Origin of the sequence: Nocardioides alkalitolerans DSM 16699 (genome assembly GCF_000426525.1) — a bacterium.
GTDB lineage: Bacteria > Actinomycetota > Actinomycetes > Propionibacteriales > Nocardioidaceae > Nocardioides > Nocardioides alkalitolerans.
The window spans coordinates 552,267-575,285 of record NZ_KE384533.1; the positions used below are offsets into that span (position 1 = coordinate 552,267).

The 23,019-nt window shown below is 73.6% G+C and carries 27 protein-coding genes and 1 pseudogene; 16 read left to right on the top strand and 12 right to left on the bottom strand.

Annotated elements, in window-relative coordinates; translation table 11 throughout:
- Positions 1–33 precede the first annotated feature (33 nt).
- The 5 genes from K329_RS0119435 to K329_RS0119455 all read right to left on the bottom strand — a co-directional run bounded on the left by K329_RS0119435 (position 34) and on the right by K329_RS0119455 (position 3,519).
- The gene (locus K329_RS0119435) at positions 34–1,074 is read right to left on the bottom strand and encodes an LLM class flavin-dependent oxidoreductase (protein WP_043644259.1); all 1,041 of its coding nucleotides are present in this window, start codon (positions 1,072–1,074) and stop codon (positions 34–36) included.
- Positions 1,075–1,090: 16 nt separating this feature from the next.
- Positions 1,091–1,783, bottom strand: a complete 693-nt coding sequence (locus tag K329_RS0119440; protein WP_157571832.1) for an HAAS signaling domain-containing protein — start codon at positions 1,781–1,783, stop codon at positions 1,091–1,093.
- Complete coding sequence (locus tag K329_RS0119445) at positions 1,780–2,127, bottom strand: PadR family transcriptional regulator (protein ID WP_028474354.1); 348 nt, start codon at positions 2,125–2,127, stop codon at positions 1,780–1,782. Before K329_RS0119445 ends, K329_RS0119440 begins: the two co-directional genes overlap by 4 nt.
- A 148-nt stretch (positions 2,128–2,275) precedes the next feature.
- The gene (locus K329_RS0119450) at positions 2,276–2,608 is read right to left on the bottom strand and encodes a YnfA family protein (protein WP_028474355.1); all 333 of its coding nucleotides are present in this window, start codon (positions 2,606–2,608) and stop codon (positions 2,276–2,278) included.
- 23 nt (positions 2,609–2,631) lie between these two features.
- Complete coding sequence (locus tag K329_RS0119455; protein ID WP_028474356.1) at positions 2,632–3,519, bottom strand: hypothetical protein; 888 nt, start codon at positions 3,517–3,519, stop codon at positions 2,632–2,634.
- Positions 3,520–3,721: 202 nt separating this feature from the next.
- Between K329_RS0119455 and K329_RS0119460 the strand changes: the two genes are divergently transcribed.
- Together K329_RS0119460 and K329_RS32125 are read left to right on the top strand one after the other, a co-directional pair.
- Positions 3,722–4,210, top strand: coding sequence for a DUF2975 domain-containing protein (locus K329_RS0119460; protein WP_028474357.1), 489 nt, complete (start codon positions 3,722–3,724; stop codon positions 4,208–4,210).
- Positions 4,211–4,254: 44 nt separating this feature from the next.
- Positions 4,255–4,353: pseudogene (locus tag K329_RS32125) on the top strand (helix-turn-helix domain-containing protein); the annotation flags it as partial.
- Here K329_RS32125 and K329_RS31785 read toward each other — a convergent pair.
- Positions 4,343–5,587, bottom strand: a complete 1,245-nt coding sequence (locus K329_RS31785) for an SLAC1 family transporter (protein WP_052337133.1) — start codon at positions 5,585–5,587, stop codon at positions 4,343–4,345. The pseudogene K329_RS32125 and the gene K329_RS31785 overlap by 11 nt on opposite strands.
- Positions 5,588–5,678: 91 nt before the next feature.
- Here K329_RS31785 and K329_RS0119475 point away from each other — a divergent pair, with 91 nt between their 5' ends.
- Together K329_RS0119475 and K329_RS28150 are read left to right on the top strand one after the other, a co-directional pair.
- Complete coding sequence (locus K329_RS0119475) at positions 5,679–6,590, top strand: LysR family transcriptional regulator (RefSeq protein ID WP_028474358.1); 912 nt, start codon at positions 5,679–5,681, stop codon at positions 6,588–6,590.
- A gap of 38 nt (positions 6,591–6,628) precedes the next feature.
- Positions 6,629–7,318, top strand: coding sequence for a hypothetical protein (locus K329_RS28150; protein ID WP_052337134.1), 690 nt, complete (start codon positions 6,629–6,631; stop codon positions 7,316–7,318).
- 7 nt (positions 7,319–7,325) lie between these two features.
- On the opposite strand, the gene K329_RS28155 is transcribed toward K329_RS28150, so the two are convergent.
- The gene (locus tag K329_RS28155; protein WP_245596613.1) at positions 7,326–7,547 is read right to left on the bottom strand and encodes a DUF3099 domain-containing protein; all 222 of its coding nucleotides are present in this window, start codon (positions 7,545–7,547) and stop codon (positions 7,326–7,328) included.
- 8 nt (positions 7,548–7,555) lie between these two features.
- Positions 7,556–7,732: a hypothetical protein gene (locus K329_RS31080; RefSeq protein ID WP_157571833.1), complete on the bottom strand. Its 177-nt coding sequence runs from the start codon at positions 7,730–7,732 to the stop codon at positions 7,556–7,558.
- A 158-nt stretch (positions 7,733–7,890) separates the two neighbouring features.
- On the opposite strand from K329_RS31080, the gene K329_RS0119495 reads away from it, so the two are divergent.
- From K329_RS0119495 to K329_RS28165, 4 genes are read left to right on the top strand one after another with little or no spacing between them, the layout of a single operon-like run.
- Entirely contained in the window at positions 7,891–8,145 is a 255-nt protein-coding gene (locus tag K329_RS0119495) for a hypothetical protein (RefSeq protein WP_157571834.1), read from the top strand.
- Positions 8,142–8,507, top strand: coding sequence for a TraR/DksA family transcriptional regulator (locus K329_RS0119500; protein ID WP_028474360.1), 366 nt, complete (start codon positions 8,142–8,144; stop codon positions 8,505–8,507). Before K329_RS0119495 ends, K329_RS0119500 begins: the two co-directional genes overlap by 4 nt.
- 57 nt (positions 8,508–8,564) lie before the next feature.
- Complete coding sequence (locus tag K329_RS28160) at positions 8,565–9,782, top strand: MFS transporter (RefSeq protein WP_052337135.1); 1,218 nt, start codon at positions 8,565–8,567, stop codon at positions 9,780–9,782.
- Positions 9,766–10,557: a MerR family transcriptional regulator gene (locus K329_RS28165; RefSeq protein ID WP_157571835.1), complete on the top strand. Its 792-nt coding sequence runs from the start codon at positions 9,766–9,768 to the stop codon at positions 10,555–10,557. Before K329_RS28160 ends, K329_RS28165 begins: the two co-directional genes overlap by 17 nt.
- 14 nt (positions 10,558–10,571) lie before the next feature.
- On the opposite strand, the gene K329_RS0119515 is transcribed toward K329_RS28165, so the two are convergent.
- Complete coding sequence (locus tag K329_RS0119515; protein WP_028474361.1) at positions 10,572–11,129, bottom strand: mycothiol transferase; 558 nt, start codon at positions 11,127–11,129, stop codon at positions 10,572–10,574.
- A gap of 52 nt (positions 11,130–11,181) precedes the next feature.
- On the opposite strand from K329_RS0119515, the gene K329_RS0119520 reads away from it, so the two are divergent.
- The 7 genes from K329_RS0119520 (at position 11,182) to K329_RS0119545 (ending at position 17,652) form a co-directional block, all read left to right on the top strand.
- The gene (locus K329_RS0119520; protein ID WP_043644261.1) at positions 11,182–12,144 is read left to right on the top strand and encodes a helix-turn-helix transcriptional regulator; all 963 of its coding nucleotides are present in this window, start codon (positions 11,182–11,184) and stop codon (positions 12,142–12,144) included.
- A gap of 134 nt (positions 12,145–12,278) precedes the next feature.
- Complete coding sequence (locus K329_RS28170; RefSeq protein WP_084541454.1) at positions 12,279–14,051, top strand: M20/M25/M40 family metallo-hydrolase; 1,773 nt, start codon at positions 12,279–12,281, stop codon at positions 14,049–14,051.
- 147 nt (positions 14,052–14,198) lie between these two features.
- Positions 14,199–14,480 (top strand): hypothetical protein, encoded by a 282-nt coding sequence (locus tag K329_RS31085; RefSeq protein ID WP_157571836.1) that lies wholly within the window; start codon positions 14,199–14,201, stop codon positions 14,478–14,480.
- Positions 14,481–14,505: 25 nt separating this feature from the next.
- Positions 14,506–15,567: a hypothetical protein gene (locus tag K329_RS0119530; protein ID WP_157571837.1), complete on the top strand. Its 1,062-nt coding sequence runs from the start codon at positions 14,506–14,508 to the stop codon at positions 15,565–15,567.
- Between the two features lie 3 nt (positions 15,568–15,570).
- The gene (locus K329_RS0119535; RefSeq protein ID WP_028474364.1) at positions 15,571–16,146 is read left to right on the top strand and encodes a hypothetical protein; all 576 of its coding nucleotides are present in this window, start codon (positions 15,571–15,573) and stop codon (positions 16,144–16,146) included.
- Positions 16,143–17,120 carry a WD40 repeat domain-containing protein gene (locus K329_RS29910; RefSeq protein ID WP_157571838.1) on the top strand — a complete coding sequence of 326 codons (978 nt, stop codon included), beginning with the start codon at positions 16,143–16,145 and terminating at the stop codon, positions 17,118–17,120. The genes K329_RS0119535 and K329_RS29910 overlap by 4 nt, the downstream gene beginning before the upstream one ends.
- 49 nt (positions 17,121–17,169) lie before the next feature.
- Positions 17,170–17,652, top strand: a complete 483-nt coding sequence (locus K329_RS0119545; RefSeq protein WP_028474366.1) for an SRPBCC family protein — start codon at positions 17,170–17,172, stop codon at positions 17,650–17,652.
- Positions 17,653–17,655: 3 nt separating this feature from the next.
- Here the strand turns inward: K329_RS0119545 and dnaB are convergent, their stop codons facing one another.
- Positions 17,656–20,214: a replicative DNA helicase gene (dnaB, locus tag K329_RS0119550; protein WP_028474367.1), complete on the bottom strand. Its 2,559-nt coding sequence runs from the start codon at positions 20,212–20,214 to the stop codon at positions 17,656–17,658.
- Between the two features lie 593 nt (positions 20,215–20,807).
- On the opposite strand from dnaB, the gene K329_RS0119555 reads away from it, so the two are divergent.
- A complete protein-coding gene (locus K329_RS0119555; RefSeq protein WP_028474368.1) occupies positions 20,808–22,178 on the top strand; it encodes an MATE family efflux transporter in 1,371 nt (456 codons plus the stop codon).
- Positions 22,179–22,272: 94 nt separating this feature from the next.
- On the opposite strand, the gene rplI is transcribed toward K329_RS0119555, so the two are convergent.
- Complete coding sequence (gene rplI / locus K329_RS0119560; RefSeq protein ID WP_028474369.1) at positions 22,273–22,719, bottom strand: 50S ribosomal protein L9; 447 nt, start codon at positions 22,717–22,719, stop codon at positions 22,273–22,275.
- A gap of 14 nt (positions 22,720–22,733) precedes the next feature.
- Positions 22,734–22,970, bottom strand: coding sequence for a 30S ribosomal protein S18 (gene rpsR, locus K329_RS0119565; RefSeq protein WP_028474370.1), 237 nt, complete (start codon positions 22,968–22,970; stop codon positions 22,734–22,736).
- Positions 22,971–23,019 lie beyond the last annotated feature (49 nt).

The window sequence follows — 23,019 nt, forward strand, 5'->3', positions numbered from 1 at the left end:
GCGCCGCTCCCGCCGTACGTTAGACGGCCCGCGTCACGCGCGCTCGGCCAGCAGCTCGCGCACCCGCGGCGCGACCTCGGTGCCGTACAGCTCGATGGCGTGCATGAGCTGGGCGTGCGGCATGGGCCCGTTGCTGTACTTCAGGTCGAACCGGTCGATGCCGAGCGCCTGCACGGCGGCGGCGATCTTCGTGGCGACCGTCTCGGGCGAACCGACGAAGAGGGCGCCGTGGTCGGCCTCCGCCTCGAACTGCTCGCGCGTCGCCGGACCCCAGCCGCGCTCCTTGCCGATGCGGTCGCGGTTGGCCTTGAAGTGGGGGAAGAGCAGCTCGCGGGCCTCGTCGTCGGTGTCGGCGACGAAGCCGGGCGAGTGCACGCCGACCGGCAGCTGCGGCACCCCGAGCTCGTCGAGGGCCCGGTGGTAGAGGTCGACGTACGGCGCGAAGCGCGCCGGCTCGCCGCCGATGATCGCGAGCATCAGCGGGATGCCGTACTGCGCGGCGCGCACGACCGACTCCGGCGACCCGCCGACCCCGATCCACGCCGGGACGGTGCCGGCCTCGGTCTTCGGGAAGACCTCGGCGTCGACGAGGGGACGACGCGTCGTGCCCTCCCACGAGATGCGGCCCTCGCTGCGCAGCTGCGCGAAGAGGTCGAGCTTCTCGCTGAAGAGGCGCTCGTAGTCGGCGAGGTCGAAGCCGAAGAGCGGGAACGACTCCGTGAACGAGCCGCGCCCCAGCGTGACCTCGGCCCGGCCGTCGCTGACCGCGGCGAGCGTCGCGAACTTCTCGTAGACGCGCACGGGGTCGTCGGAGCTCAGCACGGTGACCGCGGTGCCGAGGGTGATGCGCTCGGTGCGGGCGGCGATGGCGGCGAGCAGGATCTCGGGGGCGGAGACCGCGTAGTCGTCGCGGTGGTGCTCGCCCACGCCGAAGGCGTCGATGCCCACCTGGTCGGCCAGCACGCCCTGCGCGACGACGTCGCGGATGACCTGCGCGTGCGACAGCGGCCGGCCGTCGGCGTCGACGGTGACGTCGCCGAAGGTGTCCAGGCCCAGCTTGATCTCGTTCACCACGGGATGCTCCTCGTTCCTAGGTAGTTGACCAGTCAACCATATTGGGCGCCGCCCTGTTCCCGGCGTAGGCCCGGGCACGGCGCAGTCCGCGTCGCACGAGCACCACCGACGCCGTGATCCCCGCCAGGGCGACCACGACGAGCGCCACCGTCAGCACGATCCCGCCGACCCCCGACCCACCGCCCGACGACGTGCACACCTCCTGGACGTCGCGGCCCACCTGCGTCGAGGTGCAGCTCTGCTCCAGGGAGACGACCGCGTAGCCGGCGACGACCATCAGGGCCAGACCGGGCGCCGGGACCAGCAGCGTCGCGACGACCTTCTCACCGGTGGACCAGAGCGACGAGCCCCACACCAGCACGAGACCGCCCAGCAGCAGCAGGACCGGCACGACGAATCCGAGGCCGATCCCGCCGACCAGCACGAGGCCGACGGCGACGACGGGCACCCACGCCTGCACCAGCCGACCGGCGGGTACGGCGACCCCCGGCGCAGCGGGCCCGCCCGCCTCGGCCGCGATCAGCTGGGGATCGCCCATGCCGCGCAGCACCTCGTCGACCGGATCGCCGGCGCCCACGGCCGCGTCGATGTGCTCCCGCAGCTCGGCTACGATCTCCGCCCGGTCCTCGACGCCCCGGGCGGCGAGCGCGCCGTCGACCTCGCCGAGGTAGCGCTCCACCGGCCCCACGGACTTCTCGTCTGCACTCACGACGTACCCCTCTCGTCCCCGGCCAGCGCCGTGTCGACGGCATCCCGGAACGGCACCCAGGCCGCCTCGAACGCCCGAAGTGCCGCCTCGCCGTCGTCGGTGAGGCGGTAGTACCTGCGTGGCGGCCCCTCGGCCGACTCCTGCCAGGACGACCCGACGAGGCCGCCCTTCCGCAGGCGCGACAGCAGCGGGTAGAGCGTGCCGGCGCTCGCCAGCAGCGTGCCCTCGAGATCGCGCGCGATGTCGAAGCCGTAGCGCTCACCCGTGCGCAGCGACGCGAGGATGCAGTACTCGACCACCCCGCGCCGGAGGTTGGCGAGCGCCTGCGGCTGGCTAGGTACCATGCGACACACGATAGCGGGTCGGGCGGGACCTCGTGCACGTTCCTGGTGCTGTGCGACGTGAACTCAGGGCGCAGAGCGGCGGTTTCACCGCTCGAGCGGTGAAACCTGCGGGCCGGCCCCGACCACCCCACCCACCCGGCGGCGCCGCCTACCCCTCCCGGGGCGCGTACATGATCACGGCCATGCCGACGAGGCAGACGGCGGCGCCGGTGACGTCGTACCGGTCGGGGCGGTAGCCGTCGGCGACCATGCCCCAGAGGATCGAGCCGGCGACGAAGATCCCGCCGTACGCGGCGAGGATCCGCCCGAAGTTCGCGTCGGGCTGGAACGTGGCGACGACGCCGTACAGGCCGAGGGCGATGAAGCCGAGGCCCACCCAGAGCCAGCCGCGGCTCTCCCGGAGGCCCTGCCAGACCAGCCAGGCACCACCGATCTCGAGGACGGCGGCGACGGCGAAGAGCAGCAGGGAGCGGGCGATCACCGGCCCATCATCGCGCCCGGAGCTCAGGAACGGCGCGCGAGCGGCACCCCGAGCGCCGCCTGGACGGCACCGGACAGCAGCACGCGCAGGGGCACCACGTCGCGGGTGCCGTCGTCGAAGAGGCACACGATCCACTGCCGCGCGTCGTCGTCGTAGCCGCCGGCACCCACGCAGGTGACGAGGCCCCGGGCGATCAGGTACGGCGCCCAGATCGTCTCCCCGATGAGGCCCGCGAACGACCCGCCCTCGAGGGCGACCGGGATGCGGGGGTCCTCGGCGAGGGCGTCGACCCGCGACCGACGGATCGGGACGACGTCCTCGCGCTCGCCCAGCAGGTGGTGGCGGTCCACGGTGACCAGGTCGTCGCCGCTGAGGTGGGCCACCCAGTAGGACTGCACGCCTGCCGCCGCCGCGCAGATCCGGACGACCTCCACGAGCCGCTCGCCGGTGGTCTCGACCGACATCTCGTCGAGCCGGAAGAAGCACCGCTCGAGCACGTCCGCGTAGTCCACCACCGCCGCCTCGCCGGATGCTCCGAGGGCCTGGTCCGGCGCGACCGCGGCGGCGTCGTCCTCACCCTCGGTCGGGGCGTCCACCAGGTCGTCGACGCGGGCGTCCCAGGGGGACGCCACGCGCACCCGACCGATGCTGGCCACGAGCCGCTCGACCAGCGCGCGCTCCTCACGGGTGAAGGAGCGGTCCGCCCGCTCGAAGGTCAGCGAGAGCGCGCCGTCACCCTGCCCCTCCAGCACGACCTCGAGGGCATCGGCGGGCGCACCCCCGTCGACGCTCCGTCGTGGACGGCGCCGCACGCGGATGCGCTCCACCTCCATGGCGTCGCCGTCGCCGACGGCCCGGACCACGAGGCTCAGGGGGGCGCGGTCCGTGGCGGCCAGGGGCTGGTGGGACATCGGGGCTCTCCTCGTGGTGGTACGGCGCGACCGCCACCCACTCGCCCGACGTCAGTGGGGGGCCACTCCCAGTCAACGATCCCCGCGGCCCGGGCGTCATGGCCTCATCGGGTGGCTCGCCCCTGGCCCGTTCGGGTCATGACCCTGGCGTCACCCATCGAAGAACGATAGATTCTAGTTGTTCATCGATCAAAGGAGAGCCATGGGAACCGTCACCGTCCAGGCCCTGCGGGTGGTCCTGGCCCTCGGTCTCGCCGGCTCGCTCGTCGTGCAGGTCGTGATGGTGCCCCTGCTGGGCGCCGACCTCACCGATGCGCCGCCCGGCGTCCGACCGCTGCTGCTGGGCTACGTCGTGCTGGGTGTCGTCACCGTGCAGGTGACGATGGTCTGCGTCTGGCGGCTCGTGACGATGGTGCGGCTCGGGACCGTCTTCTCCACCGCGGCGTTCCGGTACGTCGACGTCGTCGTCGGGGCGGTCGCCACGGCGTCGCTCCTGACCTTCGCGCTCGGTGTCGCCCTCGCCCCGGGTGACGACGTCGCCCCCGGCGTGGTGCTCCTCCTCGGCGGCCTGGGGCTGCTCGTGGCCGGCGTTGCTCTGGTCGTCGTGGTGCTCCGCGCGCTGCTCGCCCAGGCGGTCGCGCGCGACATCGAGGCGACCCACCTGCGGGCCGAGCTGGCCGAGGTCATCTGATGCCGATCATGGTCGACGTCGACGTGATGCTCGCCCGCCGCAAGATGGCGGTGGGCACGCTCGCCGAGCGGGTCGGCATCACCCCCGCCAACCTCGCCGTGCTGAAGAACGGCCGCGCCAAGGCGGTCCGGTTCACGACGCTCGCGGCGCTGTGCGAGGTGCTCGACTGCCAGCCTGGCGACCTCCTGCGGTGGGAGCCCGACCCGGCGCCGCCCGCGGAGCCGGGAAGGGCGCCGGCGGTGCCAGCAGCTCGCCACTGACGACCCCGCGCGCCGTCCTCGTCAGCACGACGACCCAGGCGCCGACGAGTCCGGCGAAGAGCACGGCCGCGAGCCCCCGCAGCACGCCACCGACCCCCAGGTCGACCAGCGCCGGCGTCGTGGCCAGTCCGGAGACCGCCGTGACGATCGTGCCGACCGGGAACGTGAAGGCCCACCACGGCAGGCCGAACGGCAGGTGCGTCCGCGCGGCCCGGACGGTCGTGACCAGCACGAACACGAGCCAGCCGAGGCCCAGCAGGGCGACGGGCACGCCGTACGCGACCACGAGCATCGTCAGCGGCGCGGCCCACGCCGCGGGCAGCACGTCGGGCGCGAGGCCCCCGAGGTGGTGGACGGCCGTGACGGACTGACCGAGCGGGCCGAGCACGATCCACAGCGCGGGTACGGCGGCGGTGGGGCCCACGCCGTACCGGCGCAGCCGCAGGCCCAGCAGCGCCAGCACGACGACGACGGCCGGCAGCACCGCGACGAGCAGCGCGTAGCAGAGGAGCAGCAGGGCGACGCGGGGCGCGCCGGCCGGGGCTAGCGGGACGAGCAGCGCGCCGGTCGCGGCGCTGACCACCGGCGGCACGACGGACATCAGCCACGCGCCCGAGGCGTCCGCGACGCCGAGCCCGTGCCGGGTGAGGGCACGCCAGGGCACGACCACCGCGCTGAGCAGGCCGAGGCCGGTGCCGAGGGTCCAGAGCACGACACCGACGACGACGGCCGGTCCGGCGCCGAGCACGCGGTCGCCGACCAGCAGCGCCCCGGCGCCGACGGTCATGAGGGCCATGGGCGGGGCGCCGTACCCGTGCGCCACGACCCCGTGGTCGAGGTGGCTGCGGGCCACGGAGGGGTGGCGCACGTGGTGGCCGACGGTCGCGACCACGGCGCCGACGAGGAGCGTGGCGGCGAGCAGCCACACGGCCAGCGCCACCGGCTCGCGCCCGGGCACCGCGACGGGCAGCCCGAGCAGGGCGACCGCGACGATGCCCGTGCCCATCACCGGCGTGAACCAGTGCGGGGTCACGCCGCCGAGCGCGGGCGGTCGGGGCGCGGAGGTGCGCCCGACGCTGCGCGGGCGGGTCGCCGGGGCGAGGGTCGTGGTGGCCATACGTCCACGGTGCGCCGGCGGGAGGGGCGCCGGTAGCCCCCGTCTGGCTGTCCCCCCACAGGCAGAGGCTGTGAGCGTCTACGCTGCGGCCATGGCCTCGCTGCCGGACCTCGCCGACCTCCGCCTCCTCGTCGACGTGGCGCGCCTCGGCAGCATCGGCGCCGCCGGACGGGAGGCCGGGATCTCCCAGCAGTCCGCCTCCGAGCGGCTGCGCGGCGTGGAGGCGCGCACGGGGCTCGTGCTCGTACGGCGCGACCCGCGCGGCTCGTCGCTCACCGCCGCCGGACGCCTCCTCGTCGACTGGAGCCTGCCGCTCCTGGCCCAGGCCGACGAGATCGAGGGCGCCCTGCGCACCCTGCGCGAGGGCCGCTCGAAGGAGCTCAGCGTCTGGGCGAGCATGACGACGGCGGAGTACCTGCTGCCGTCGTGGTTGGTGCGCCTGCGCCGCGACTCCGGGGTCGCTGCCAGCCTGCGGGCGACCAACTCGGAGGCGGTGCTCGACGCGGTGCGCACGGGCGAGGCCGACCTCGGCTTCGTCGAGGGCCCGGGCGACCTCGGCGGGCTCGCGACGCGGGTGGTCGGCCACGACGACCTCGTGCTCGTGGCCGCCCCCGACGACATGTGGGCCCGTCGCCGTACCTCGCTCACCCCCGCCCAGGTCGCCGCCCGCGCGCTCACGGGCCGCGAGGCCGGGTCGGGCACCCGTCGGGCGGTCGAGGAGGCGCTCGCCGCCGCCGGCGTGGGCTCGCCGGAGGCCGAGGTCGAGCTGACCACCACCTCCGCCGTCGTGGCGGCGGTCCAGGCGGGCAGCCCGCCGGCGTTCCTCAGCCGCCGCGCCGTCGACCGCGACCTCGAGTCCGGCCGACTGGTCGAGGTGCGCGTCGACGGGCTCGACCTGCGGCGCGTCTTCACCGCCGTGTGGGTCGGCCGCGCGGAGCCGCCGCCCGGCGCCGTCCGCGACCTGCTCGGCATCGCCGGGCGCGAGGCACGTCGTACGACGTGAGCGTTTCGGGCTCCCCGGCGGCGGGGAGGTCTGGCCCCGTGAACGACTGGGAGCACCTGCAGCAGGCACGTCCGCGACTCGTCCGGGAGGGCACGCCCGTGGAGGTCGGGTCCGCCCACCCGTGGGACCGCGGCGAGGTCGCCCGCCTGCCGGAGCTCTCGGGGCTGCTGGCGGCGGCGACGGTCACGCCGGTGACGATCGCCGGGCGGCCGTTCGAGGTGCTGGCCTGGGACGGCCCGACCGGGCGCCGCGGCTGGCTCTGCCGCCCGGCCGCCGCCGACACCACGCCGCCGGTGCTGCCCCTGCACCGGGCGCTCTGGGGCGTCCTCGGCGGGATGGTCGACGTCTTCGCCGCCCCGGACCACACGAACGCCACCGGGGGCGACGACACGTGGTGGAGCGAGAACCACCAGGAGATCCTCACGCCCGTCTCCGCGGGGTCGGAGCGGTTCGTGTCGTCGGTCGACGCCTACGGCTGGCTCTGGGAGGACGACGGGCTCGAGGTGCCCGTCGACCCGGCGGCCTGGTACGTGCTCGCCCAAGAGGCGAACGGCAACCTCACCGTCGCCCACCGCGAGTCCGGGCAGGTGCTGCTGTTCGGGCCCGACCACGCGTACGACGGGATCACCGAGCTCGAGGGCTGCCCGCCCTACAGCCTCTACACGTTCGACGGCGCGCCCGACCTGGCCGGTTGGATCGAGCTGTCGGCCCGTCAGTGGCGCGGCTGACCCGCGGTCAACGGTCCGGGTCGGGCGGCTCCGCCGGCGGGCGGTGCGACCTCACCGCGCCGGCGTTCGCCACGATGACGGCCACGGGCGGGATGACCGCCGCGACCACGCTCATGCCGATCGCCAGCGGCGTGGAGAACAGCCGCACCACGGCCCACGCGAGCACGAACAGCGTGAGGCAGGTGCCCATCAGCCAGAAGTAGGCCCGGCGCTGCCGCTCGGAGGTCACGGCTCACGTCACCGGGTCGGAACCGCCGCCTGCACGACGGCGGGGGCCTGCGCGACGGCGGGGGCGCCCTGGGAGCCGGTGCCGCCGGTGTCGTCGCCCATCACCACGCCGATGAGGATGAGTGCGCCGCCGACCACGACGACGAGCGCGATGATGGCGAGCAGGAACACCTTGCGGTCCTTCATGGAACGAGACTCCTTCGTCGGGTGCTCCCGACCGTACGCCGCACTCCCGCCCTTGCGGCTCACCCGCCGGAGCGTGCCCGGCCCCGGAACCGCACGGTGATCGACCGCCACCCGCCCGGGGCTACCGGGGCGCGCCGACCGGGTGCGAGCATCGCGGGGTGCATCCCTTCCACCCCACGCCCCCACCGCGTCGGCCGTCGCGCGCGGACCTGGTGCTGCCCACGCTGAGCGGGCTGCTGGGCACGGCCATGGTCGCCGCCGGTCTGTTCGTGCTCGTCGCCAAGCGCGACCGGCTCGGTGACTGGTCGGGCGCAGGAGGGGGCGACGCGCCGATCTGGCTCATCGCGCTGGTGCTGGTGCTGGGCGGGGCCCTGCTGGTCGCGGGGGCCGTGCGCGACTGGCGCGAGAGGTGAGCGACGACGCCACCGGCGACCCGACGGCCGCCCGCCTGGCCGAGGAGCGCCGTACCGTGCTCGGCCGGCTCGCCGCCCTGCGCGGCGACTTCGACGACTTCGTGGCCGCGAGCGGCGACAGCAACGCCGACGACGAGCACGACCCCGAGGGCGCCACGATCGCGTTCGAGCGGGCGCAGGTCAGCGCGCTCATCCGGGCCGCGGAGCAGCGGCGCGACGAGATCGACGCCGCGCTGGCCCGCCTCGCCGGCGGCGCGTACGGCGTCTGCACGGTCTGCGGACGGCCGATCGACCCGGAGCGGCTGGAGGTCCGGCCCTCCGCACGCACGTGCGTCGCCTGCGCGGCCCGCGCCCGGGGCTGACCCCGACCCCGCGAACGGCTTGACCTTGACGCAGCGTCAAGGTCGCAGGCTGCTGCCATGACTCGTCGACCCAGCGCGGTCCCCCTCTACGTCGGGGGCGCGGCGCTCTCCCTGTTCGGCAACTCCGCCATCGGCATCGTGCTGCCGTGGCTCGTCATCACGAGCACCGGCGACCTCTCGTCGGCGGGCATGGTCGCGGCCGCCGCCGGCATCGCGGCCGTGCCGGCCACCTTCGTGGCGGGCCGCCTCATCGACCGGTACGGCGCCCGCCGCGTCGCCTGGCTCGCCGACCTCGGCAGCGCCACGGCCGTCGCGAGCCTCGCGGTCGTCGACCTGCTCTGGGGCCTGGACCTGGTCTGGTTCGTCGTGCTCGGCGCGGCCGGCGCGCTGTTCGACGTGCCCGGCATGAGTGCCCGCCAGGCCCTGATGGCCGGGGTCGCCGAGGTGTCGGGCGTGGGCGTCGACCGGGTCGCCGCCCTGTTCCAGGCGGGCTTCTCGGTGGCCTTCCTCGCGGGTCCCGGTCTCGCCGGCGTGCTGCTCGCCTGGTGGGACCCCGTCGACGTCGTCTGGTTCACCGCGGCCTGCTCGGGCGGAGCGGCCCTGCTCACCCGGCTCGTGCCGGTGGCCGTCGCCCCACCGCAGGAGACCGGCGCGGGCACCGAGCTGACCGGGCTCGGCGTGGTGCTGCAGAGCCGGGGCCTGCGGGCCGCCCTCGTCATCGGCTTCGCGTCGTCCCTCGTCGTCGCGCCCCTGCTGAGCGTCGTGCTGCCCGGGCACTTCGTCAGCCTCGGCTCCCCGGGACTGCTGGGCGCCAGCATGTCGGCCTTCGCGGTCGGCTCGCTCGTCGGCGCGGTGCTGTACGCCGTCGTCTCCCGGGCCTCGCGCCGTCGGGCCTACCTCGCCGGCATCGGCGCCATGACGCTCGGGCTGTGGGTGATCGCCCCGCTCGGCGCCGGCCCGCTCGTCATCGCCGGGATGGCGGCCATGGGTGTCGGCGGTGGGCTGTTCGGGCCGGTGTGGAACGTCTTCATCGCCGAGAGCATCCCGGAGCGGGTGCGCGGGCGGGCCCTGTCGTGGCTCAACGCCACCACGCTGGTCGCGGGTCCGCTCGGCCTCGGCGCGCTGGCGCTGCTGCTCACCGCGGCCGACGACCTGCGGGTCGCCGCCGTCGTCGTGGCCGCCACGTGGACCCTGATCGCGGCCTGGTCGGCCACCAGCCGCGGCGGCCGCGAGCTGTCCGGGGTGCAGGATGTCGAGCATGCTGACCATCGGTGAGCTCGCGTCGTACGTCGGGGTCACGCCCCGGGCGGTGCGCTTCTACCACCAGCGCGGCCTCATGCCGGAGCCCGAGCGCGACGCGTCGGGCTACCGCCGCTACGGCGCCGACGACGTCATCCGGCTGACCCGCATCGCCGCCCTGGCCGGCGCCGGGGTGCCGCTCGCCCGGATCGCCGAGCTGCTCGAGGCCGGTGACGAGGAGTTCGCGCGCGGGCTCGCGGCGATCGACGCCGACGTCCGGGCCCAGCTCCGGCGGCTGCGGGAGGTCCGCGCCACGCTGCGCGAGCTCGGCTCCGCCGACCGGCTGGCGCTCCCGCCGATGATGGCCGACCTCGTCGTGAACCTGCGCAGCTCGGGGGCCGATCCCGAGCGGGTCGACCAGTACCGGGACGGCTGGATCCTCAACCGCGTGCTCTACCCCGGCGCGATGGACTACTGGCTGGCCGACGGGGCCGCGGGCATGCTCGGCGATCCGTCGTACTTCTCGATGCTGGTCGACACGATGCGCGTGGCCGACCTCGACCCCGGCGACCCGGAAGTCGAGGCGCTCGCGCAGCGCAGTGCGGCGTGGATCATCGAGAACTGGGAGGTCCAGAGCCAGGCCCTCGAGCTCGACCAGACCGACGCCACCAAGAACCGCCTGCTCGACGGCCACTGGCGCAGCACGCCGGCGTGGGACCACCTCTCGGCCCGCATCGTCACCCTCCTGCGCGCCCACGGCCTCGACCGGCCCGAGTTCGACGGGGTGCCGTCGGCGGAGGCCGAGGCGTAGCCGGGGTCGCAGCGTCAGCGCTGCGGCGGGTCCTCGCCGACGAGTCCGTCGAGCGCCTCGCGCAGGAGGTCGGCGTGACCGACGTGGCGGGCGTACTCGTCGTGCAGGTCGACGAGCACGCGCCGTACGTTCGGGACGTTGCCGTCGGGCCACGTGAACGCCGCCGGGCGGTCGAGGCCGCCGTCGTCGAGCATGGCCTCGAAGGCCGCCCGGGAGCGGTCGACCGCGGCGTGCCAGAGGTCGTAGACGTCCTCCGCCGCCATGCTCGCGGCCAGCACCCAGCCGCCGCCGGGGTCGGCGGTGAGCTCGCTCCAGGGCGGCCCGAGCGGACGGCCCTCGAGCGCGGCGGAGGTCGTCTCGTCCTCGACGAGCGCGAGGTGCACGAGCAGGCCGCCCAGCGTCATCGTGCTCGGCGGGAGGGTGGCGCGCAGGCCCGCGTCGTCGAGGCCGCCCGTCTTCCAGGCGAGCTGGGCGCGGGAGCGGTCGAGGGCGAAGCGGAGCATCTCCACCTCCCCGGCCGTCATCGAGGGCTCGGTGATCTGGGTGTCGTCGTTCGGGGTGTCGTCGGTCATGCCGACGAGGCTAGGGTCGGTTCCGGACGATGTGCTTCCGGATCGGAGACCCGTGGCCCACGACGCCAGCCCCACCGCCCGCGCCCTCCTCGCGCTCGAGCTGCTGCAGGCCGCCCCGGGCATGACGGCGACGCGCCTCGGCGACGCCCTCGGGGTCACCGAGCGGGCGGCCCGGCGGTACGTCGAGATCCTCCGCGAGGCCGGCATCCCCGTCGAGTCGGTGCGCGGTCCGTACGGCGGCTACCGCGTCGGCCGCGGTCACCAGCTGCCGCCGCTGCTGTTCACCTCGACGGAGGCGCTCGGTCTCGTGATGGCGGTGCTGGACGGCCACCACGCCGCCAACGACCCGCTCGACCCCGTCGGCGCCGCGGTCGGCAAGCTCGTGCGGGCGCTCCCGGAGCCGGTGGCCGCGCAGGCGGAGGCCGTCCGACGGGGCACCTCTCCGGCCCCGGACCGCGCCGCGGCCCGCCCCGACCCCGGCACCACCACCGCGCTCGTCGACGCCTGCGGTCTGCGCCGCCAGGTGCGGCTCACCTACCGCTCGCGCCCCGACGCGCCTGCCGACCGGGCCTGGGTGACCGAGGCCGAGCCCTGGGCGGTGGTGGTCCGCCACGGCCGGTGGTACCTGCTGTGCCGAGTGGCGGCGGGCCTCCGCACGCTGCGCATCGACCGGGTGAGCGCGGTCGAGATCCTCGACACCCCGTTCGTGCCTCCGGCCGACCTGGACCCGGTCGCCGTCCTCGAGGACAACCTCTCCGTCGGGTGGGAGCACGAGGTGGAGGTCGTGGTCGACGCGCCGCTCGACGTCGTACGGCGCTGGCTGCCGCGGTCGTTCGGACGCCTCGAGGCTCTCGGCGAGGGGGCCACCCGGCTCACGGCCTCGACGAGCGACCCCGACTGGTACGCCGCCCAGCTCGTGCTGCTGCCCGCGCCGTACCGCATCGTCGGCGACGACGCCGTGCGCGCCTCGGCCCGCGCGCTGGGCCGACGGCTCGCGGAGGCGGGCGCTCCCTGATCGGCTCCGGGCTGTTCCCCGGAGCGCTCCGCCGCCGTACTGTCCCGCCTACAACTGCAACGCACGGGCGGCGCGGAACCTGCGCCGTCGACGACGAACGAGGGCACTCGGGGTGCTCGATCTGGAGGTCGACCGTGAGAAGAAGTCTGTTCCCGTCAGCGACGGCGTCGCTGACCACGTCCGCGTTGGCGGGCCTGGCCCTGGCCACCGCGGTGGCCGCGACCGCGACCGCCGCCGCCCCTGCGGCTCCCGGCGGCGGCACGCCCGACCTGGGTGAGACCGTCACCGGCGCGGCCGTCTACGAGCACCTGGAGGCGTTCTCCGACATCGCCGCCGCGAACGGCGGCAACCGCGCGGTCGGCACCCCCGGCTACGAGGCCGGGGCCGCCTACGTCGAGCAGGTGCTCCGCGACGCGGGCTACGAGCCCGAGCGCCAGTACTTCGACGTCGAGACCTACACGGTCACGGGCGTCGCCCTCGACGTGGCCGACCTCGACCTGGCGCCCGCGGCGTTCGAGTACGCGCCGGCCACCCCGGCCGGCGGACTCACCGCCGAGCTCGTCACGCCGGCCGATCCGCTGGGCTGCGACGCGGCGGCCTGGTCGGGCGTCGAGGCGACCGGCCGGATCGCCGTCGTCTCGCGCGGCACCTGCAGCTTCGCCGAGAAGTCCGTCGCCGCCGGCGCCGCGGGCGCCTCCGCGCTGGTCATCGCCAACAACGTCGACGAGCCGCTCACCACGGGCACGCTGGGCGGCACCGCGCCGGAGAACGTCCCGACCGTGGGCGTCAGCCAGTCCGAGGGCGCGGCCGTGCTCGAGCTCGTCGCCGCCGGACCCGTCACCGCCACCCTCGACCTCCAGGCGAGCGTCGAGTCCGTCGAGACCTTCAACGTGCTCGCCGAGACCACGACCGGGCGCGACGACAACGTCGTCATGGTCGGCGCCCACCTCGACGGCGTCGAGGACGGCCCGGGCATCAACGACAACGGCTCCGGGTCGGCGGCGATCCTCGAGACCGCCGTCCAGCTCGCCGAGGCCGGGCCGCTCAACAACCAGGTCCGCTTCGCCTGGTGGGGCGCGGAGGAGATCGGGCTGCTCGGCTCGACCCACTACGTCGACGACCTCGTGGCCACCGCGCCCGACGAGGTGGAGTCGATCGCGACCTACCTCAACTTCGACATGGTCGGCTCGCCGAACTACACCGTCGGTGTGTACGACGCCGACGAGTCGACGTACGAGGCGCCCGTCGCGGTGCCGGAGGGCTCCATCGCCACCGAGGCGGTCTTCACGGACTACTTCGACGGCGTCGGCCAGCCGTGGGTCGACTCCGAGTTCTCGGGCCGCTCCGACTACCAGGCGTTCATCCTCAACGGCATCCCGGCGTCCGGGCTCTTCACCGGCGCCGACGGCGTCAAGACCGAGGAGGAGGCCGCGATCTTCGGCGGCACCGCCGGCGAGCTGCTCGACCCGAACTACCACACACCGGCCGACGACCTCGCGAACGTCAGCCTCGAGGCGCTCGACATCATGTCGCCCGCCATCGGCCACGCCGTCCAGTCGCTCGCGGAGAGCACGGAGACCGTCAACGGCGTCCCGGCCACCCCGGCGTGGAGCGCGGACACGACGTACGGCGAGGGCGACCTCGTGCTCCTCGACGGCCGCACGTTCCAGGCGCTGTGGTGGACCCGCAACCAGGAGCCGGGCGCCTCGCCGTACGGCCCCTGGGCCGAGGTCGGCGCCCCGGTGACCTGCGGCGAGCAGACCGTCGCGACGTGGACGCCCTCGTGGGTCTACTCGGGCGGCGAGACCGTCGCGTACGACGGGCAGCTCTTCACCGCGAAGTGGTGGACGCGCAACCAGGCGCCCGGCGACCAGTACGGACCGTGGGAGCCCGCCGGCACCTGCTGACGCGTCCCGTCCGTCCCCTCGGCGACCCCCGTCCGGCTCCGGCCGGACGGGGGTCGTCCCGCGACCGGGCGGCACGGCCGCGGCGATCCGGCCACGATCGGGGGCGCACAGGTTTTCCACCGCGTGACCCCGGGCACACACGGACGCATGACCTACGCACTCAACGCCTCGGACATGGCTCGGGCAGCCGGTGCGGCGGGCGATGCGTCGGCGGAGGTGCGGGGGGCCGACAGCGCGGCCGCCTACTCGGCGCTCGCCGCCGGGCTGCCCGGCAGCACCACCGCCGAGCTCTCGGGAGACCTGTCCGACGCGATGACGACCGGGATCTCGGTCTCAGCGACGACCTCGCATCGTTCGGCGAGAACCTGCAGCGCACGGCCGACGACGGCGTCGCCATCGACGAGGCCAGCGGCGGGATCTTCAACCTGACGCGCTACATCCTGACGGGGCAGTGATGATCACCTACGGCGACCTGCGGCGCTGGGACGCCGCACAGCTGGCCACGGCCGGCGACGTCTTCCGGGCAGACCTCGCGACGCTCGAGCGTGCGCGCGACACGCTCGAGACCGATACGGTCCCGGGATCCTGGGACGGCCTGTCGAAGAAAGCCGCCGAGGGGCGGCGCGACGTCCTCCTCTCCCGGATGAACGCCCACCTCGAGGAGATCACCGACTTCGAGCGCATCGTGTTCGCCCAGCAGGCCGTCGTCGCGCGGATCGTCGAGGACGTCGCCGCGATCGACACGACCGCCGCCCAGCAGCAGTTCGAGGTGGGTTCGACCGGCACGGTGACCGACGTCGCCCCGCCCCGCGAGTTCACCTCGATCCGGGTCGCCGAGCAGTACGGCGAGGAGCGGGTGCGGCTGCGCGACGCGCTGGTCGCCCGCGTCGAGGGGGCTCTCGACGACGCGTTCGCCGTCGACAGCGCCCTCGTCCAGGGTCGCCCCGCCTGCGTCTTCAACGACGACGAGCCGTCCGGCGTCGTGGACCCCCAGGTCGAGCGGGAGTGGTCGCAGATGTCCGAGGCCGAGCGGCGTGCCGCGGCCGAGGCGATGGCGGAGGACCTGGCCGAGCAGCTGGGCATCGAGGACTTCGAGGTCGTCATCGAGGACCTCGAGGACAAGAACGGCGACGGCAAGGACGACAAGCCGCGCACCAACTCCTACGGCAGCTGGGACAACGACGACCACGTGCTCCGGCTCGACGTGAACGACCTCGACGACCCGTCCGTCGTCATCGACACCATCGCCCACGAGATGCGCCACGCCGACCAGCACCAGGCGGTCGACGACCTCAACGCGCCGTGGTTCGGCCAGGACGAGGACATCGACCTGCCGCCCGGCGCCACCCTCGACGACGTGCGCGACTGGGACGAGAACTTCGACGACTACATCGACTCCGACCCGGACTTCGACGCCTACTGGAACCAGCCGGTCGAGGTCGACGCGCGCGACTTCGGCGGCGACTACCTCGACGACTACGACGTCGACGACCTCGACGAGCACAGGGAGGGCTGACCCATGACGACTCCCAGCACCGACGGAACCCCGGACCGGGCCACGACCCTGCTCGACCTGGCCCGTGCGTACGTCACGGAGCCCGGCCCCGCGACCCTGCAGCGGCTGCGCGCCGTCGTGCGTCGCCAGCCCGGCTTCCGCACCGCCACCGACGCCGTGTGGGACGACGTCGCCGAGCTGCGCAGCCGGGACGACCACGCCGCGGTCGTCGGGCGCATCGAGAGCGCCATGCCCGCGCTCTTCTTCTCGCCGCGGGCGCACCGCCTGCTGGCCGACGCCCACGAGGCCCTCGGCGACACCGCCCGGGCCACCCGCGAACGACGCACCGCGCGCCTGGCGGTGACGTCGGTCCTGCGCAGCGGCGACGGCACCGCGGAGCGCCCGTGGTCCGTGCTGCGGGTCGCCGACGAGTACGACGCCCTCGACGCCCGCGGGCGGCGGTCGGTCGGGCAGCGACTGGTGAGGGGCGAGGGCGAGTCCGACGGTGCCCCCGCGGCGTACGACGTGCACACCTGCGACGACGGCAGCGAGGCGTGGTTCGACGTGAGCGCGCTCCGCCCGGTCGGCGCCGCGCGATGAGACGCAGCCCCTCCTGGATCCCCCTCGCCGCCGTGGCCGTCCTGGCTCTGGCGGGCTGCGACGGCGACTCGTCGTCGCGCCCGGGCGACGACATCACCGATGACGTCCAGGTGCCGGGGTTCGTCCTCGCTGCGGACGGGGCGTCGCTCAGCCCCGACGGCGACCGGATCGCTGTGCCCTGCCACGACCGGGTCTGCGTGTGGGGGGTAGGCGGATCCCTCGAGGAGGAATGGGACGGCGCCGCCGACCTCACGGCGTGGAGCCCCGACGGCGCCTGGCTGGCCACGGCCTCGGCCTCCACGGGCGAGGTCGTGTGGCGGGACACCACCACCGGTGAGCCCGCGGCGACAGCGACCGTCGACGGCATCGTGCAGGCGCTGACGTTCGGACCCGACGGCGACGCCCTGGCCGTCGCCACCGACGCCGGCCTGACCCTGCACGACGGCCTCAACGGCGTCGAGGTCGCCGAGGCCTCCGCCGGAGGCGTGGCCGACGTGGCGTTCTCGCCCGACGGCCTCCAGGTGCTCGTGGCCCGCGCCGAGGCGCCCCCGGAGCTGCTCGAGTCCGGGATGCTGGCCCCCGCGGACGACGCGGCCGACCTGGGCCCTGCGCCGGTGACCGACGTGGCTTGGGACGCCGGAGGCACCCGGGCCGCCCTCGGCGGCGCGGACGGCGTCCGGGTGGTCGAGGTGGCCACCGGCGGCGAGGTCGACGTTCTCGACCAGCCCGAGGTCACCGACGTGGCCTTCGATCCTGCCGGCTCCCGGCTCGCCGTGACGACGGCCGCGGCGCCGGAGCTCGTGCTGTGGGCCCCGGGATCCGACCCGGAGGTGGAGGACCAGCACAGCGCGGCCTTCGGGTCGGTGCTGTGGACCACGGGCGGCCTCTACACCATCGCGCCCGACGTGGTGCTCAGCTGGAACCTCGAGACGGGGGACGTCGGCTTCACGTTCGACCTGCCGCCGGAGGCGTGAGGCAACCGACCGCCGATGAGTCCGGGTCCCCCTGGCGGTCTCCACGCGCATGAGCGACGAGACCGTCAGCGCGACGACCACCATCGAGGCCTCGACCGACGCCGTCTTCGCCGTGCTGGCCGACCCGGCCCGGCACGCCGCGATCGACGGCACCGGCTGGGTCCAGGGCAGCCGCGACGACGCACCCCTGACGCACGCGGGTCAGATCTTCCGGATGGGGATGTTCCATCCCGACCACCCGGACGGCACCTACGAGATCTCCAACGAGGTCCTGGCGTTCGACCCACCGCACCTCGTCTCGTGGCGGCCCGGCTACTACCCGGAGGGTGCCTCCGAGCTGGCCTTCGGCGGCTGGGTCTGGCGCTACGACCTGGGCCGGCTCTTACCGGAGCGCACCGAGGTGACGCTCACGTACGACTGGTCCGCCGTCGGGCCGGAGCCGCGCACCTACCTGGCGTTCCCGCCGTTCCCGCCCGACCACCTCGCCAGCTCGCTGGCCCACCTCGCGGACCTGGTCGCGCTCACCCGGTGACGCCTACTGCGCCATGTCGACGAACCGCGAGTAGTGACCCTGGAAGGCCACGATGATGTCGCGGGTGGGGCCGTTGCGGTGCTTGGCGATGATGACGTCGGCCTCGCCGGGGCGGGTCGACTCCTTCTCGTAGACGTCGTCGCGGTGCAGCAGGATGACCATGTCGGCGTCCTGCTCCAGCGAGCCGGACTCACGGAGGTCGGAGACCATGGGGCGCTTGTCGGCCCGCTGCTCGGAGCCACGGTTGAGCTGCGACAGCGCGATGACCGGCACCTCGAGCTCCTTGGCCAGCAGCTTGATCTGGCGGGAGAACTCCGAGACCTCGAGCTGGCGGGACTCGACCTTCTTGCCCGAGCTCATCAGCTGCATGTAGTCGAGCACGATGAGCTTGAGGTCGTGCTTCTGCTTGAGGCGGCGCGCCTTCGCCCGGATCTCCATCATCGTCATGTTGGGCGAATCGTCGATGAACATGGGCGCGCTCGAGACCTCGCCCATCTTGCGCGCCAGCTTGGCCCAGTCGTCGTCGGTCATCTGGCCGTTGCGGATGTGGTTGAGCGGCACCCGCGCCTCGGCCGAGAGCAGACGCATCGTGATCTCGGCGCGGTTCATCTCGAGGCTGAAGAACACGCTGGCCATGTTGTTGTGGATCGACGCGGCCCGACAGAAGTCGAGGGCGAGCGTCGAGTTGTGCGTCGGGACCATGGACCGGCCGGCGAGGTAGAGATGCTCCTCGTTGTCGACCTGGACGCACCTCACGGGCACGGAGTCGACGGCGCGCACGTCGACGACGTAGCGACGTCCGATGCGGACGGTCGACGCCGGACGCTCCTCCTTGTGCAGGAGGTGCTTCCGCTCGAGGCGGAAGACGTCGTCGGTGGTCGAGAAGTTGAGGATGTGGCACGTCGAGCGGGCTTCGTCCCGGCCCTTCACCCTCCTGCTGGTCCGCCCGCACCGGTAGCCGAGCGAGACGACCAGCTCGTGCACGTCGTCGGCCAGACGCTCGTCGGTCACGGCGAACTGGCACGAGCCCACGCCGCGGACGACAGTGCCGTCGGTGTCGAGCAGACCCGCCAGGAGGGCACGACGTGCCTCCTCCGGCGCCCGCAGGTAGGCGGCCGGGATGTGCTTGTCACCCAGCACCCCCAGCTTGCGCAGCAGGGCGGTGAAGGTGCCATGGTCGTGCCGGCACTCCCGGCACCGTCGGCTCCCGGCGACGCCCTTCCCGCAGTCGGGGCAAGCTGTCCGGGGCGCATCGTCGGCGGGCCCCTCGTCGGTCAGCCGGATCGAGTAGAGCATGTTCCCCTGCGACGTCACCGTGTATCCGGCGGCCTCGACGAGCATGGGGATCTCCGGCGTCTCCGAGGTGATCCGGGTGCCGGCCGCGTGACCGTCTCCCAGCCACACGCCCAAGACGTAGGGATCGATGAGCAGGTCCTGCGGCCGACCGCCCAGAGGCTCCGTGTTCAGCACTGCGTGGTTGACGCGCCCCTCCTGGCCCACCCGGAGCGTGGCGAGGATCTGCTCGGTGGTCACGACCGACGAGCAGATCCGCTGGTGGCGCGAGCGGTTGTACTGGTTCTCCGCCGCCCACCGGGACTTGCGGGCGGCCCTCGTCTCGGTCAGCCACTGGTGCTCCGCGTCGGCCACGATCGTCGTGCCGTCGGAGAACTCGACCTCGAAGCACGGGCGGTCGACCATGACGTCGGTGGCGGCCACGACCTTCGTCGGGCGCCCGCTCGCGTCGTACAGCTCGTCGCCGACCCGCACCTCACCCATCGTCGTCCAGCCGGACGGCGTGGGCAGCGGGGTGTCGAGAGCGAGGGCCTTACCCATCGCGGGTCGGGCCGCCACGATGATCATCTGGCCGGCGTGGAAGCCGTTGGTGAGCTCGTCGAGGTCGGCGAACCCGGTCGGCACGCCGTAGATGCCGCCGTCACGGTTGCCGATGGCCTCGATCTCGTCGAGGACGCCCTCCATGATGTCGCTCAGCGGCGCGTAGTCCTCGCTCGAGCGCTTCTCCGTGATCTTGAAGACCTCGGCCTGCGCCTGGTCGACCACGTCGTCGACCTGGCCCTCCCCGGCGTACCCGATCTGCACGATCTTGGTGCCGGCGTCGACGAGGCGACGCAGGATCGCCTTCTCGCGCACGATCTCCGCGTAGTAGCCGGCGTTGGCCGCGATCGGCACGTTGGCCGACAGCGTGTGGAGGTACGGCGCACCGCCGACCCGCTGCAGCTCGCCCTGGCGCGCGAGCTCGGCGGACACCGTGACGGGGTCGGCCGGCTCGCCGCGACCGTAGAGGTCGATGATCGCGTCGAACACCGCCTCGTGCGCCGGGCGGTAGAAGTCGACGCCACGGATCGTCTCGACGACGTCGGCGATCGCGTCCTTGCTCAGCAGCATCGAGCCGAGCACGCTCTGCTCGGCCGCGTTGTCCTGCGGAGGGGTGCGGTCGTTGCCGCGCGACTGCTGCTGGCCGCCGGGCTCGAACGACGACGGTCCGTCGCCCCACTGCTCCGGGGGCGGCTCGTCGAACCGACGATCGGTGTGCGTGACGCTCACGGTCGGTTGCACCTTCCCCTCGATGACACTGCTCCGGCGTGCCGTCCCACGGACGCTAGAGGCCTCCACCGACAACGGCCGGACGGAGCCGCGCGGCCCCGTCCCCGGGCCCGCGCGAGCGGCGAACGTACGTGCCCGGAGGGGTCCGGCGATAGGGGCCTATCCACAGGCCCTGTGGATAACTGCCCGATGTCCGTGGACGACGCGCCATGCAGCTCTCCCCCACCTGGGGACAAGTCTGTGGGAATTGCCGCCACAACGCCGTCATGGCTCGCTGACCTGCGCAAACGGAAACGTCGCCGTGTGGAGGAAAAGTAATCGCCTGTGGATTCAGCGGTGGACCCGCACCATTGTCGACAAGTGTCCCGGCCCACTTGCCCAGGTCGGCTATGCACAGGAAGACCCCCTTTACACACAGGCCCTGATTCGTGTCACGCGAACCGTCGCAAGTGTCATGACAAGTAGTCCGTTCGGACTATGCCCGGCTGTCCGAACTGCCCCGGCGACGCTTCCGCCCCAACCGCTAGCGACCCCGACCGCTGGCGACCCCGGCCCCGGGCGTCGCAGGAGCGCCGGCGACCTACACTCGCCCGGTGCTCGGACGCCGTGACCGCGAGATCCTCCGGCTCGCCGTGCCCGCCTTCCTGGCGCTGGTCGCCGAGCCGCTCTTCCTGCTCTCCGACGCCGCGATCATCGGCCACCTCGGCACCGCCGAGCTCGCCGGTCTCGGCATCGCGGCCGTCGTGCTCCAGACCCTCGTCGGGGTCTGCGTGTTCCTCGCGTACGGCACCACCGCCGCCGTCGCCCGCCACCTCGGTGCGGGCGACCTGCGCTCCGCGCTCGCCCAGGGCATCGACGGCATCTGGCTGGCCGTGGTCATCGGAGCGGTCGTCACGACGATGGGGGTGGCGTTCACCGATCCCCTCGTCGGCGTCTTCGGCGCGGGGGACACCGTCACGGAGCACGCCGCGACGTACCTGCGGACCGCCCTGTTCGGCACCATCCCGCTGCTCGTCATGCTCGCCGCCACGGGCGTGCTCCGCGGCCTGCAGGACGTCCGCACCCCGCTCGTCGTCGCCGTGCTCGGCAACGCGCTCAACATCGCGCTGAACTTCCTCCTCGTGTACGGCGCCGGGCCCGTCCCCGCGATGGGCATCGCCGGCTCGGCCCTGGGCTCCGTGATCGCCCAGCTCGCCTCCGCCGCGGTCCTCGTGGCGGTCGTCGCGCGGGGTGCCCGCCGGCACGGCGCGTCGCTGCGACCGGACCTCCCCGGCATCCGGGCGGCCGGGCGCTCCGGCGTGCCGCTCGTCGTGCGGACCCTGACCCTGCGCGCGGCCATGCTGGTGACGACGTACGCCGCGACCCTCGCCGCGCAGGACGGCTCCATCGTCGACAGCGAGGTCACCCTCGCCACCCACCAGCTGGCCCTCACGTTGTGGAGCTTCCTCGCCTTCGTGCTCGACGCCATCGCCATCGCCGCGCAGGCGCTGACGGGACGCTCACTGGGGGCGGGCGACCTCGAGGGCACACGCGAGACCACCCGCCGGATGGTGCAGTGGGGCATCGGCAGCGGGGTCGTGACCGGGCTGCTGCTGGCGGCGGTGAGTCCGTTCGTCGGAGCACTCTTCACGCCCGACGACGCCGTGCGCGACCTGCTCGTGCCCGTGCTGCTCGTCGTGGCGCTCGGCCAGCCGCTGGCCGGGGTGGTGTTCGTGCTCGACGGCGTGCTCATCGGCGCCGGCGACGGCCGCTACCTCGCGTGGGGCGGCGTCGTCACGCTCGTCGTCTTCGCCCCCGTGGTGCTGGCGATCGGCCTGCTGCTGCCCCACCTCGTGGCCGTCTGGGCCGCGATGGTGTTCGTGTTCATGGGGGCCCGGGGGGTGGTGCTCGTACGACGCGCGCGCCGCGACGTCTGGATGGTCACCGGCGCGACGCCTGCCGCCCGCACCGCCACCACCGACTGACCCGCGACCGGCACGCCCCGGCGACCCCCGGGGAACGACGAACGGGCCGCCCCTCCGTGAGGAGGGACGGCCCGTCGGTGCGGTGCGTGCGTCGTCAGCTGGCGACGACGTTGACCGCGACAGCGGCCGAGACGTCGTCGTGCAGCTTCACGGCGACCTTGTGGGCGCCGAGCGACTTGATCGGGTTGGTGACCACGATCGTGCGCTTGTCGACGGCCTCGCCGGTGGCGCCCTTGATGGCGTCGGCGATCTCGGCGACCGTGACGGCGCCGAAGAGGCGACCGCCCTGGCCCGAGCGGACCTTCAGGTCGACCGTCTGGCCCTCGAGCTTGCCCTTGATCTCCTCGGCGTGCGACTGGTCGCGCACGGCACGAGCGGAACGAGCGGCCTTGATCGACTCGATCGTCTTCTGACCACCTCGGGTCCACGCGATGGCGACACCGCGGGGCACGAGGTAGTTCCGGCCGTAGCCGGGCTTCACATCGACGACGTCACCGGGGGCACCGAGACCGTCGACCTCCTGGGTGAGGATCAGCTTCATGTCCTGGCTCCTTCTCAGCGACCGGACGAGGAGTACGGCAGCAGAGCGACCTCGCGGGCGTTCTTGATCGCGAGGGCGATCTTGCGCTGCTCCTGGACAGTGACACCCGTGACCCGGCGGGCACGGATCTTGCCCCGGTCGGAGATGAACTTGCGGAGCAGGACCGTGTCCTTGTAGTCGATCTCGGTGACGCCCGCGGCCTTCAGCGGGTTCTGCTTCTTCTTCGGCTTGCGGAGTACTGGCTTCGCCATTGTGGTGCTCTCCTTACTAAGAGCCCGGCCGGAGCCGGAATGGTGGGGG